At 58.4% G+C, this 11,677-nt stretch carries 13 protein-coding genes and 2 pseudogenes; 8 read left to right on the top strand and 7 right to left on the bottom strand.

Translation table 11 applies throughout. The annotated features are described in order from the left end of the window. Positions 1-534 precede the first annotated feature (534 nt). Positions 535-717, top strand: a complete 183-nt coding sequence (locus JO965_RS48835) for a WGR domain-containing protein (RefSeq protein WP_371827047.1) — start codon at positions 535-537, stop codon at positions 715-717. 493 nt (positions 718-1,210) lie between these two features. Here JO965_RS48835 and JO965_RS45475 read toward each other — a convergent pair whose 3' ends face one another. Next, entirely contained in the window at positions 1,211-2,509 is a 1,299-nt protein-coding gene (locus JO965_RS45475) for an ISNCY family transposase (RefSeq protein ID WP_203447685.1), read from the bottom strand. A 466-nt stretch (positions 2,510-2,975) separates the two neighbouring features. Here JO965_RS45475 and JO965_RS45470 point away from each other — a divergent pair, with 466 nt between their 5' ends. Further along, complete coding sequence (locus tag JO965_RS45470; RefSeq protein ID WP_203447684.1) at positions 2,976-3,362, top strand: 6-carboxytetrahydropterin synthase; 387 nt, start codon at positions 2,976-2,978, stop codon at positions 3,360-3,362. A gap of 46 nt (positions 3,363-3,408) precedes the next feature. Here JO965_RS45470 and JO965_RS45465 read toward each other — a convergent pair. The 4 genes and pseudogenes from JO965_RS45465 to JO965_RS45450 all read right to left on the bottom strand — a co-directional run bounded on the left by JO965_RS45465 (position 3,409) and on the right by JO965_RS45450 (position 7,159). Then, positions 3,409-3,906: pseudogene (locus tag JO965_RS45465) on the bottom strand (PACE efflux transporter). A gap of 54 nt (positions 3,907-3,960) precedes the next feature. Beyond that, on the bottom strand, positions 3,961-4,638 hold the full coding sequence (gene folE, locus JO965_RS45460) for a GTP cyclohydrolase I (RefSeq protein ID WP_203447683.1): 678 nt from the start codon (positions 4,636-4,638) through the stop codon (positions 3,961-3,963). Positions 4,639-4,651: 13 nt separating this feature from the next. After that, complete coding sequence (locus JO965_RS45455; RefSeq protein WP_203447682.1) at positions 4,652-4,825, bottom strand: hypothetical protein; 174 nt, start codon at positions 4,823-4,825, stop codon at positions 4,652-4,654. Between the two features lie 396 nt (positions 4,826-5,221). Then, the gene (locus JO965_RS45450) at positions 5,222-7,159 is read right to left on the bottom strand and encodes a bifunctional diguanylate cyclase/phosphodiesterase (protein WP_203447681.1); all 1,938 of its coding nucleotides are present in this window, start codon (positions 7,157-7,159) and stop codon (positions 5,222-5,224) included. Positions 7,160-7,444: 285 nt separating this feature from the next. Between JO965_RS45450 and JO965_RS45445 the strand changes: the two genes are divergently transcribed. From JO965_RS45445 to JO965_RS45430, 4 genes are all read left to right on the top strand, one after another. Further along, the gene (locus JO965_RS45445) at positions 7,445-7,861 is read left to right on the top strand and encodes a hypothetical protein (protein ID WP_203447680.1); all 417 of its coding nucleotides are present in this window, start codon (positions 7,445-7,447) and stop codon (positions 7,859-7,861) included. Between the two features lie 527 nt (positions 7,862-8,388). Beyond that, the gene (locus JO965_RS45440) at positions 8,389-9,105 is read left to right on the top strand and encodes an IS6 family transposase (protein ID WP_203447679.1); all 717 of its coding nucleotides are present in this window, start codon (positions 8,389-8,391) and stop codon (positions 9,103-9,105) included. Between the two features lie 111 nt (positions 9,106-9,216). Beyond that, the gene (locus tag JO965_RS45435; RefSeq protein WP_203447678.1) at positions 9,217-9,420 is read left to right on the top strand and encodes a hypothetical protein; all 204 of its coding nucleotides are present in this window, start codon (positions 9,217-9,219) and stop codon (positions 9,418-9,420) included. Beyond that, complete coding sequence (locus JO965_RS45430; protein ID WP_203447677.1) at positions 9,417-9,986, top strand: hypothetical protein; 570 nt, start codon at positions 9,417-9,419, stop codon at positions 9,984-9,986. The genes JO965_RS45435 and JO965_RS45430 overlap by 4 nt, the downstream gene beginning before the upstream one ends. Before the next feature lie 14 nt (positions 9,987-10,000). Here JO965_RS45430 and JO965_RS45425 read toward each other — a convergent pair. Then, a pseudogene (locus JO965_RS45425) lies at positions 10,001-10,347 on the bottom strand (transposase); the annotation flags it as partial. Between the two features lie 271 nt (positions 10,348-10,618). On the opposite strand from JO965_RS45425, the gene JO965_RS45420 reads away from it, so the two are divergent. Continuing rightward, on the top strand, positions 10,619-10,882 hold the full coding sequence (locus JO965_RS45420) for a hypothetical protein (protein WP_371827040.1): 264 nt from the start codon (positions 10,619-10,621) through the stop codon (positions 10,880-10,882). 44 nt (positions 10,883-10,926) lie between these two features. Here the strand turns inward: JO965_RS45420 and JO965_RS45415 are convergent, their stop codons facing one another. Continuing rightward, a complete protein-coding gene (locus JO965_RS45415) occupies positions 10,927-11,436 on the bottom strand; it encodes a hypothetical protein (protein ID WP_203447675.1) in 510 nt (169 codons plus the stop codon). Positions 11,437-11,485: 49 nt separating this feature from the next. On the opposite strand from JO965_RS45415, the gene JO965_RS49135 reads away from it, so the two are divergent. Further along, the gene (locus tag JO965_RS49135) at positions 11,486-11,617 is read left to right on the top strand and encodes a hypothetical protein (RefSeq protein WP_256451957.1); all 132 of its coding nucleotides are present in this window, start codon (positions 11,486-11,488) and stop codon (positions 11,615-11,617) included. Positions 11,618-11,677 lie beyond the last annotated feature (60 nt).

Genomic DNA, 11,677 nt, shown 5'->3' with positions numbered 1-11,677 from the left:
CAAACAGATTTCACGAAAATACCATTTTGCGTGAACAAGGGTGGAAGCCCCTTCTTCATTCGGGAGATCCTGCTTGAGCTTCAACGGTCACGACAAGCCATTTCCTGCTTGGTACCCTTACGCATTCGTTGGTGCGATAGCAGCACTTGGGGCGGCGTATTACGTGCTCGGCTAAGCGCAGTGGCGGCAATCGCCCTTGCCTTCGAGCGTCTCGCCCAACGATGTGGATGACGACGCCCAGCATCAGAAATTGGGATCCGCTAGGGCCGCCCCTTGCACCAGATCTGTGTCGTGCTTGAACCCTGCATCCCAAAGCGAAGCGAGGCGGTACATCCGCGCCCCGTTCGCTTATGGGAGAGTGTTGATCTAGGTCTCGGATCAACACAGAGATCATCGCTTTGCCATGGTTAACGTTTGGTTAACAGTCGTCCTCTAGGCCAGAGCAAAATCCACGAATGAGTTCTAGTGCCTGACGAACAGCGCACGCCCGTTAAGCATCCTCCTGTACTGCATAAGTTCGACATGGCGTGAGGTATCTGGCGCTATCACAGTCTGACGATTGAGCGTGATCGGTTTGGGATCGTGCGCCTGGTGCGCAACTGGGGAAGGATCGGCACCAAGGGGCAGGAGCTGGTGGAGATCCACGCTAACGGAGGCGGCAAGGCGCTCGCGGCGATCGCGCAACTCAAGCGGCGGCGGGGCTACCGAGTCCTCTAACTTCACGAAGGCCCTTGATCAAACAGCGAGCCACGGCCTCTTTTAACCGTTGTAAGCGAGGAACTCCATCGGAGGCATGAGACATGTATGCGTTCCGCCCCGACAAGGCGGCCGAATATTGCCAGCAGGCTGAGAAGATCCGCATCCTTGCCGAGCAGGTCTCGCTCCTCGAAGCCAAGTTTCACCTGTTCGAGGCGGCCTAGCACCTAGAAGAACTGGCCAATGAGGTTCGCTCATAAACCGCCCAACTCCAATGTGCGTGAACTTGCGATGGTCATGCGCCATGTCATTGCAAGGTAGAAATGGCACTCAACGTGCAAAGTAGAAATGACACCCGTGTATAGTTCGAGTCATATTCCGCTGACGTGGTTCCTTAGCCCAGCACAGCTGGCCAGGGTTGCGGTGCTGGGCTAAGGAAACCTCCAGCAAAAGCTGAAAACGGAATGGGCTTTCTAGCGAACTACCATCCAGTCCGAGATGATCATGCCGCTCTTCAGCTGACCTTGAACATGTGGCGCTCACCTTGGCCGCGTCGGCGCGGTGCTTTCGCGCTGCGCTGCTCGTCCCGCTCCCGCTGAATCTGCGCGACATAGCTGAGGACCTCGCTCAGTCGCTTGTTCTCGACGATCGCGGCCTGGGTGACCCGCTGGAGCTTGTCATAGGTGCGGTAAGGCAGATCGATGCCCTTGTGGCGGATCGCCAGCCGCCCGTCCGGATAGTCGATCACCGTGACGCGCTGGCGGGCGAGGGGCCGTGTGATCTCGTTCGGCTCGAGCAGGAACATCACCTTGTCGTACTGGAGCGTCAGGTTGTGGGTGACCGTGCGCTCTTCCTTCCAGGCAAAGATGTCTTCCAGCACCATGTCCTGCGCGACAGACCGATGTGCATTCGAGTTACTGAATGGCGCTTTGGCAAAGCGCTGGTTGTGATCAGCCAGGAACCCCGGCAGGAAGGCGTTTGCTGCCTCGATCGTGGAGATACCTGCAAGCCGCATCTCCTTGACCAAGCGATCCTGCAAGGTGCCGAACGAGCGCTCGATGCGGCCCTTGGCGGCCGGCGTGTTGGCGCAGATGATGTCAATGTTGAGCTCGTGCAGGGCGCGGCCGAACTGGGTCATGCCGTCACCGCCTTCAGCCTCTGTCTTGTTGACCCGGAAGATGGCGTGCTTGTCGGAATAGAAGGCGATCGGACGGCCATGGGCTGTGACGTATTTATGCGTCTCGCGCAGATAATCGAAGGTGGACTCCGAGGACACGAAAGCCGCATGCATCAGCTGGCTGGTGGCATCGTCGATGTAGGCCAGCAGCGTGCATTGCGCACCACGGTTCTCGAACCACCAGTGCTTGGAGCCGTCAATCTGGATCAACTCGCCCATGCGCTCCCGGCGATTGCGTGGTTGGTGCACGCAAGGAAGCCGCCGACGGCGATCCAGCCACAGACCGTCCTCGATCATCCATTTGCGGACCGTCTCTCGGGACACGGGACAACCGTGGGCCTCCCGCAGCTTCTCAGTGGCCAGAGTCGGACCGAAATCTGGATAGCGCTCCTTGATGATCGTCATGGCCAGGTCGCGGACTGACGCGGGAAGCCGGTTGTTGCCGGGCTGGCCGCGCCGCTTCGACACGAGGCAGACAGCTCCATGCTGCCGGAAGTCCTTCAAACGCCGGAAGACCTGCCGGCGCTTGAGCTGAAGCAGCGCGCACGCGTCCCGAACGGTGATCCGGCGGGCGTCCAAATCCATCAGGACATTCAGTCGGGAAAACTCCTTGGCGCTCATCGACACCACCGTCATACGGCACGTCCTCCTGCAACCCCGAAAAGCAGGAGAGTGCCATTTGAACTTTGCAGAGGGGTGTCATCTCTATATTGCAGCCACACGCCATGGTCGCATAACCTCCAGTATGGAATGCGCCTGCGGTTACGGAAATTTTACCTTGACCATTCCAGGATGCGGGCACCGGGCGCGTTGCGTATCAGCCCGACCGCGCTCCATTGCCCCCAAGCGTGGAGGACGCCCTGGCTGAGGGTTCACGGTTCCCCTTGGCCGGGGCGTTTCCTTGTCGCGACATGCAAATTTCGTGGACGGCGCAGTATGGAATGCGACGAGCAGACTACGGATTTCGCTTACTTTGCTCGGTGGTGCAGGCCATGATAGGAAATTTTGACTAAACAAAATGCAGATTAACGACTTTGGTTGGGTACACGGGAAAATCCTTCCAAGCCGGTCAAAACGAAAACAGGTTCCTGGGGCAAGATCGATGAAGACATATTGCGAATTTACGTTCGAAGCCGCGCACTCGGTGGCTCCCTATTCCGGGCTGCATGGACACACCTTCATCGTCAAACTCACGTTCGGTGGAGCCGTCGACGAGATCTATGGCTGGCCGGTCAATCTCTATGACGTCGAGAACTACATCAAGGAGATCAAGGGCGAGCACGGATCGGGCCTCGATCACGGCAATCTCGATCTCAATCCCGAGATCGGCATCGCCTCTCTCGAGAACGTCACCACCTATATCTGGCGGCTGGTGAAGGCGCGTTTCCCGAACCTCGAAGAGGTCGAGCTCAAGCGCGGCATGCCCGGCTCGACGGAAGGTTGCATCTATCGTGGTGAAGCTGCGAGCAATGCCAGCCTCGCTGCCTAGCGCATTGTCAAGGCGCGTCAGGTGGCGTGACCTCTGTCATGCCACCTCAGGCAGGCTTGCCCTTCATCCATCCTGCGATCCAGCGTGACGCATTCCTCGGGGAACTCGGCTTTGAGTTCGCCGGCCCCTGCCACGTCGACACCCCAAACACACAATCGTAGGCCCAGTTAAACACGAATGCGTAGAGCACGTAGACCAAGGCGAACGCGACATCCATGAGGAAGGCATGGAGAAGGCTTATCCCGAGATACTACGCCATGAGGGGCGTCAGCATGGCCAACAGCCCGGCCTCAAACAGGGCAGCGTGCAGAGCGCGAACAGGGATGCTTTTGTCAGTTCTCCCAGCGAGGCACGGCAGAACGGTGTCGAAACCTAAGTTATAGAGGTAAGTCCACGCCGTTGCGATGAGGGCAGAGGCCATCCTGACCACGGTGATCTCAGCCACCGGCAGGTCAAAGGCCCATGCGCCGAGCGGTGAGATCAGAGCAAGGCCGCCGAACTCAAAGCTGACGGCGTGACGGATGCGATCACCGGTCGAGCGCATGATCAAAAAGCCTCAAGGGAGACTGGCGGAGCGATACGCTCGGGTGCGGCAGGCCTAGGCCGATCCTGACTGGTCGAGAGCGGTGCACTCCTGCAGGAACTCGCGCTTGGACTCAGCATTCTCCGCCATCTCGCCCCAGTAGTAGGTGTTGACCATGCGGCTGCGATGGCTGGCCCGCACGCCGCGCTGGGTCTTACACATATGTACGGCGCTGATGCGCACGGCTAGACCTCGGGGTGCGGTCATGTCCATGATGTACTGACCGATTTGCTTGACCAGTTCCTCCTGGATCTGCAGACGCGAGGCAAAGTACTCCACAATCCGATCATACTTGGACAGGCCGATGATCTTGCCGTCGGCAGAAGGCAGAATGCCGATATAAGCCGCCCCATAGATCGGCATCAGATGGTGTGCACACGTGGAGCGCAGCTCGATCGGACCCGTGACGATGAGCTGATCGTAGGCCTGGGCATTGTCGAACTCGGTGATCTTCGGCGGGGCGGTGAAGCGGCCACCCAATATTTCCTCGACGTACATCTTGGCCACCCGCTGGGGCGTCTCGCGGGTGTTGTGGTCGTTCCGGTGGTCGATGCGCAGGATGTCGAACAACTCCTCCACCTTCTGGGCGGCCGCGATCATCATAGCTTCGCGCTCGGCCTCCGTCAGCGGCTTCGCAAGCGCGTCATTGCAAAGGCGCGCAAGGTTCAGATCACGAGTGTGGAAATTCATCATGCCCCGTCCGGATTTATCTGATGTTGAGTGTTGAGTTATCGAAAAGAACGGCAGCAAGCACGGCGAGTGCCAAGCCGGCTAAGATCAGCACGCAAATGAGAGTGATGCGGGTCACTGCCTCATGGCGAGCCAAGCGATCATTGATAAGACCCAGCTTCCGCTGTCTTTCATCTTCATTCAACTTCATGTCTGATCCTCTATTGCCGGCCTTAGCAGCAATAGAAGCAGATAAGAAGATTGTCCGGCAGAGCCAAATTGTCCTAGGGTCCCCTATCCAGAGCTTTCTCGCTTCCCCAACCAAGCCGCCATCAGTAGGCATGCTTCCTAGAGCAATGAATGGCGGGTAAGCCAAGCTAACCTATGCGGATGTTGTCTCAGTCGAAAAGTTTCGCTGACTAGCGATGGTCTGCCTTCAGTCCGCCCTAGCAGCCTCCATGGGCACGAGAACCGTGTAGATGTCCTTACGTGAAAGCGGATTGTGGACGACCATCACCGCCTGATCCAACCGTTACGCCATGACTATTCGACGTCATTCGAGTTCCTGTAACGGTGCCTCGATCCTCACCACGCCGTCCCTCTGGAATTATGCTGACGATGGCGATAGGGCCGGATCCAGTGAATAAACCAGTTCATGAACTGGCTTGGGACGTCCGAAGTAGTAGCCCTGCACCTCCGTGTAGCCCGCCGCCTGAACCTGCAGGAGTTGCTCCTTAGTCTCAATCCCTTCAGCGACGGTGGACATGCCAAGGCCAGCGCCTAGGCTTGCGATCGATCGTACGATCGTCATCGCATCACGCCGGGACGAGAGATCCCGTACAAAGGACCGGTCGACCTTGATCCGGTCGAACGGAAAACTGCGAAGATAGCTGAGAGAGGAATAGCCTGTTCCGAAATCATCAATGGCAATCTGCACTCCCAGCCGACGCAGTTCATGCAGAGCCGCCATTGTCGCTTCGGTCTCATCGAGCAGGGAGGTCTCCGTGATCTCCAGTTCGAGCCGCCGTGGAGGAAGGCCCGTACTCTCCAGCGCATGGTGCACACTTTGCACGAGGGTTCCGTTGCGGAACTGAACGGGCGAGAGATTGACGGCAACCTTGATGTCCCGCGGCCACTTGACCGCTTCAGCGCAAGCCGTCCGGATAACCCACTCGCCAAGCGGTGAAATCAAGCCGATATCCTCGGCGATCGAAATGTACTCTGCCGGCGAAACCTTGCCCCATGTAGGATGGCGCCAGCGGAGAAGAGCCTCGAAGCCGTTGATTTGATTGAGCTTGAGGTTGACCTGGGGCTGGAAGAACAGCTCGAACTCATCGGTTGCCACAGCCTTGCGCAGGTCGATCTCAAGCGACCGGCGTGCATCCAATCGCGCTTCCATGCTCCGCTCGAAGTAGCAAAACATGCCGCGCCCCTGGGATTTGGCCTCATAAAGGGCAAGATCTGCACGCTTCAGCATCTGATCGGGTGAGACAATGTCCGCTTCGACCGGAGCGATGCCGATACTGGTGCCAATGACGATCTCCCGTCCATCAACAGAGTAGGGGGCGCTCAGCTGCTCCACGATGTGCTTCGCAAGAACCGAGCATGATTCGAGCCCGCCCGTAGCCTCATGGAGGATTCCAAACTCGTCGCCGCCAAGGCGAGCCACGGTGTCGCCATCGCGCAGGCAGCTCCGCAGGCGATCAGCGACAACTTTCAGAAGCGCGTCGCCAATCTCATGACCTAACGTGTCGTTGACGCTCTTGAAGCGGTCAAGATCTAAGCAGAGGGCAGCAAATCGGATGCCCTTTTGGTGCCACCGGGTGAGATGCGCCTCCAGTTGCTCATGGAAGAGCACGCGGTTCGCCAGTCCGGTCAAGGCATCGTGGCTGGCTGCATGGGCGAGATGACCGGTGAGAGCATGGAGGTCTCTATGGGCTCGTTCCAGCAATTGATTGTGGCGGCTGAAGAGGCCAATCAGGATCAGCCCAAGCAGGATCAAACCGAGAGATAGTCCCGAAAAGATCCAGTAGAGGCGATTGAGATCTCGTTGATCCTGGGCGATTCTCTCCCCTCCACGGATTTGTGCGTAGGATGCGAGTTGCAGCAACCTTGGCTCCAGCGGCTCCAGGAGCTGAAGCGCCTGCTGGACGGAGCCAGGATGCTCGAGTTCTGCGACGAGGGGCTGCAATAATTCCACAACCTCGGCGAGGCGGCGGAGAGTGGCCTGCTGATCAGGATCGTCCTGAATGATGCTTTGGAAACGGCCTTCGATTAGGAGCTTTACCCGGCTGAGCAGGATCTCGAAGCGGAGGTCAACTTCGCCCTTATCAACTCCCCGGCCTGGAACATTGAAAGCATCCAAGCGGCGCTCGAGGCGCATAAACTCTGACACCGCCTGGCTTGCCTGCCAGGCCGGGTTATAGTGCGTGATATCTCCCAGGACTCTCTGACGTTCTGTCACCAGCATCGCGATATAGGCGCTCGCCAAAAGGAAACAGACAGTGACGGCACCGAAAATCACTTTGAGCGTGCGCAGGGACACAGACACATCCTTAGGAGACTATGCGCCAACCATATCGCGAGAGGCCATGACAGAATACTGTTAAGTATTTGTAGATGTGCAAAACGCCGATGCCACCGACTCAGTCTCTGAGTGCAGTTTTGGTTCCATAAATGCTGCCTCTGTTGCAGATTGTAACGTAATATACGTTAGCGAAGATGCGCCGAAAGCCCTCTCCGCTTCCGGGAGAGGATGGATCGGCGCTGCAGCCTATGCGGCATTCAAAATCTCTTGAACCTTGGCCATTGCGACCGTATATCGGAAGCGATGGCCGGAACAGAGCAAGAACCTGCGTACCTGACGTTCAGTTATCGCGGAAAAGACGCGACGAGCGGCAAGCATCTGGTCGCACTCGGCAACGCCACGAATACGGCCTGGAACTACTGCAACGAAATCAGCGAGCGATCGGCTCGCCGTGGTCCGAAATGGGCGACGAAAAAGCAGCTGCGGGATCTGACGAAAGGAGCGAGCAAGGAGCTCGGCCTGCCGTCTCAGGTGATCCAGGAAATCATCGACGAGTTCATCGCCAAGCGGAAGCGCGCGCGCCGGCCGAAACTCCGCCCAAGCGGCCATAAGAACGCCAAAAAGCCCCCAGAGTTGAATCCGGAGGAGCATGCAACGCATGCGTCAAGCGTTCGATGGCGAACCCGCTGCCTAGATCAGTGGTCGACTTGCATCGTCTGACCCGCCGCGAGTTCGCCCGACTGCAGCGCCGACCCGAGATGATCGCCAGTTTCTTTCGGCACGCAGGCCTCTCCGCTGCAGGCCTTCGGCGAAGATCATTAGGACCGATTGCCGCCAAACGCACTTGAGGCATTGAAGCTAGATTACAAACGAAAGATTAGCCTTGCTCTTACGCTTGAGGTCACGAGTTCGTTCGGGAGGCGCGAAATGTTCGGAGGCGCGGCATGATCAACTGGTTCGGCAAACCAAATCGGCTACGCTCCTTGGGAGGAGCAAGGCTCGGAGGTGTAGGGCGAACTCTGAACCGTTCGGGCTCGTTTATCATGCCTACCAACACAGGGATAATCAGAAGGGCCAAGGAGACAACAACCACCAGGAACAAGCTGAAAACCACCGGAGTCCACCCCGCTTGTCGCGCAAGCAAATTCGCCTGCGACGACAATAGAATGAGCCAACATGGTTTTCGAATAGTTACCAGGGTACTGTCAGGTTGGTAACAGCTTGGAGCCTGTGGCAGGGCCCCAGACATGAGCACGATCTCCAACTCCTACCGCGGTTACCGCTTCCTGGCTGACATCATCAATCAGGCGGTCTGGTTGTATCACTGCTTCAGCCTCAGCCTGCGCGAAGTCGAACTGATCCTCGCGGCGCGAGGCATCGTGGTCAGCTACGAGACCATCCGCGAGTGGGGCCTGCGCTTCGGACGGACTTACGCCAAGACCTTCAAGAGGTGGCCGAAACCCGGTGACAAGTGGTTCCTGGACGAAGTGTTCGTCCGCATCCGAGGCAAACTGCACTACCTCTGGCGAGCCGTCGACCAGCATGGCAACGTGCTCGATGTGCTGGTCCAGAGCCGCTGCAACAAGAAAGCGGTCAAGCGCTTCTTTCGCAAGCTGCTGAAGGGTTTGTGCTACACGCCCAGAATCCTCGTGACGGATAAACTCGGATCCTATGGCGCCGCTAACCGCGAGACCCTGGAGGGGGTTGAACATCGCCAGAGCCGATACCTGAACAACCGCTGTGAGGTCTCACACCAACCCGCTCGACGGCGGGAACGCCACATGCGGCGATTCAAGTCGGCTCGGCAGGCCCAGCAGTTTCTCTCAACCCATAGCCCGATCCACTACCACTTCCAGCTCCGCCGTCATCGCCTGTCTGCCAATGAGTACCGGACTGCGCGTGAGCACGCCTTCGTCATGTGGCGCGAGGTTGCAGGGCTGCCCTCGCGGGCGAACCTTGCCTGACCCGATAGTTGCGCCCGCGGCAGCGTTGTGTGATCGGCCTCAAGTTGACAGTACCAAGCCAAGAAGGAGCTCAAGAAGCAGGTCCGCGGCATCCGCCGGATCGAACGCACCGTGGAGGAGCGGGATGATGCCGAGGCCGTGCTCGTGCAGGGCTATTGTGCGGCCGTGCGCAGCGCGATCACCGATGACGGCCGGGCGCCGCTTTCCGCCGCCAGCCTCAAATTGAAGCAACGGCTGGAGACGGTGGCCGGCAGCCTGGACCGGGTGCAGCAAAAGGGGGCCTCGCGCCGGCGCTCACGCGCCTGCACCAGATGATCGCTCGTGCGCTGGAGCGGACCGCTTCTCTGTGGCCCGGCGTGGAGTACGCCTACCGGTTCGTGCACGCCGTGGCGCATTGGCTTGGCAACCCGCATGAGGAGAGCGCCGCGATGGTGCGGTGGCGGGTGAACGGGGTGCTGGGTGCGATGCAGCGGTATCGGGCCAAGGCCGGAGCGCTGGCCGGGGCCTTCGATCATTTCCAGAAGGTCGCGCGCAGTTATCGCCCTGGATTGTTCCACACCTATATGGTGCCGGGCCTGCCGCGCACCAACAACGATCTCGAACAGCTGTTCGGCTCCCAGCGCTACCACAAGCGGCGTGCGACCGGGCGCAAGACCGCGGAGCCCGGTGCGGTTTTGCGCGGTTCGGTCCGGCTGCTTGCCGCCACTGCGACCCGCGTGCAGGCGCCCACAGCGCGAGATCTGGGCGCCGCGAACCGGGAGCACTGGAGGAGCTTGCGCCAGCGTCTGGAGAGAGGCCGTCGCGCGCGAACGCTGCGCACCCGCTTTCGACACGATCCTGCCGCTTACCGGCAGCTCTCGAACAACATGCCTGCCAGTTAACTTTGCCGTCCTAGTTTTTTTGAGTCCACTACCTCCAGGGCTTCCCTGAGCACTTCAGCCTCGAGCGTCTTCTTGCCCAAAAGCCGCTGCAGCTCGCGCACTTGATTCTGGAGAGCGCGGTAGTCGGAGGCTGGCACGACCTCCTCGCCGCGCCCGGCAGCCGTCAGAGCGCTCTGGGCGGCCGGCTTGCGCCAGTGAAAGAGCTGGTTCGGAGCAATGCCGTGCCGGCGGGCGACCAGGCTAACGGTGACGACCGGCTCGTAGGTTTCGTTGACGATGGCCACCTTCTCGGCAGAGCCGTCCAGCGGCGGCGCCGTTCCGGGCCGCTCAGGACATCGATCGGAGGGTTGGTGTTAGTCATTGTCACAACAGTAAGCCTACCACTTAGCTAAGTGGGAAGCCCTGTCTGCTCAATTCGGGGGCTGCAACAGTTTTATGAGCGAGCAGTTTCCAAGCTTGCTAAGGCTGAGGAGCGATGGTTTACCCTAGGTGCTGCACTGGCCTACGAGAAAGAGCGGATGGCAGCCGGACCTGTGCCCCGTAGCCGCATGAGCTGAGTTGTAGGCAGGTCCTGAAATAACACCTTTGAGTAGATTGCAGGCCGCACTTGATCGGCCAATATTCCTGTCATCATGCCACGCTACAATCTATTCCTCTATAATCAGTATGGTCGTGTCAGGTATCCTGAGACCTTGGACGTTCCTGATGTTGATGCTGCGCAGCGCGTCGCCCGGAAAGTGGCAAACGTCTTCATGGAGGTCGTTCCGTACTGGAAAGATTTGTCTGCCAAACAGCAGGATGACTTCGTGGTTGAGATTGTTGATGAGGCAGGTGGATTGGTCCTGACGGTACCTTTCAGCGAAGCAAAGCCCGAACCGACTGAGCCGGTTCATTAGAAGGAAACCCTGCCAGACTACTCAACTGAACGAACCATTCAATTCTAATGCTTTTCGGCTGATTGTGTCGGTTGAAGAATGAACCTCTCTGTCAGGAAGCTAACGATCTGGGCGATCTGGTCCCTTGGAAGAGTAAAGCCCACTGGTCCAAACTTGGGATGATAAAACGCAAGCAAGGCACCTGTTGGAGGATATGCTCGGATATGCCACTTCGTGTTCCCGACGATGCTGATAGACACCTCCTCGCTCTCAAAGTCAGGGGGTGACTGCCCTTCGACCATCCTGCTTCTTGCAGTTCCAAGTTCGCTGATCAGCCTATCAAGCTCGTCAAGGTCAAGCACCAACTGCAATGGTGGCTGTCCAACAGGCGCAATCTCAATTGCTGTTGCCGTTCTGTCGGGAGCGACTCCGATTGCCATTTCAACATCCGGCATGGCTTTGCCCCCGTCGGATTCCATGGTTCTAACCTGACCTGCATCGACGGCTTTTTGATGCCCGGCTGGACTGCAAAGCTCATCCACAGTCATCCACAGCCTGATCAGAATGTTCTGCATTTGTTCTCATTCCGTGGTACTCTTAACGGCGTGATTAGGGAGAAGAAGAATGAGGTTGCCTCGCCTCTCTGTACGTATCTGGAAGCTGCTTGATGCTCATGCCGAGGGACTTCCTGCGATTGGAGCCTTGGCGCTCATCGTGCTGGCGCTGCTGGTAGCAAAGTATCTTGCCGATCTGTGAAGCTAAGAGGGAACAAGCAAGTGGCTTGGCCGTTGGCCTCATGAACTTCATTGGTTCCCT

This window comes from Microvirga sp. VF16 (assembly GCF_016864375.1).
Taxonomy (GTDB): Bacteria; Pseudomonadota; Alphaproteobacteria; order Rhizobiales; family Beijerinckiaceae; genus Microvirga.
This window is presented reverse-complemented; position numbering and strand designations above follow the sequence as displayed.

Coding starts and splice junctions, on each gene's coding strand:
- folE (WP_203447683.1), bottom strand. CDS start 4,638: ATGATGAATTTCCACACTCGTGATCTGAACCTTGCGCGCCTTTGCAAT.
- JO965_RS45440 (WP_203447679.1), top strand. CDS start 8,389: ATGAGCACGATCTCCAACTCCTACCGCGGTTACCGCTTCCTGGCTGAC.
- JO965_RS45470 (WP_203447684.1), top strand. CDS start 2,976: ATGAAGACATATTGCGAATTTACGTTCGAAGCCGCGCACTCGGTGGCT.
- JO965_RS45455 (WP_203447682.1), bottom strand. CDS start 4,825: ATGAAGTTGAATGAAGATGAAAGACAGCGGAAGCTGGGTCTTATCAAT.
- JO965_RS49135 (WP_256451957.1), top strand. CDS start 11,486: ATGAGGTTGCCTCGCCTCTCTGTACGTATCTGGAAGCTGCTTGATGCT.
- JO965_RS45475 (WP_203447685.1), bottom strand. CDS start 2,509: ATGACGGTGGTGTCGATGAGCGCCAAGGAGTTTTCCCGACTGAATGTC.
- JO965_RS45420 (WP_371827040.1), top strand. CDS start 10,619: ATGCCACGCTACAATCTATTCCTCTATAATCAGTATGGTCGTGTCAGG.
- JO965_RS45445 (WP_203447680.1), top strand. CDS start 7,445: ATGGCCGGAACAGAGCAAGAACCTGCGTACCTGACGTTCAGTTATCGC.
- JO965_RS45430 (WP_203447677.1), top strand. CDS start 9,417: ATGATCGCTCGTGCGCTGGAGCGGACCGCTTCTCTGTGGCCCGGCGTG.
- JO965_RS45415 (WP_203447675.1), bottom strand. CDS start 11,436: ATGCAGAACATTCTGATCAGGCTGTGGATGACTGTGGATGAGCTTTGC.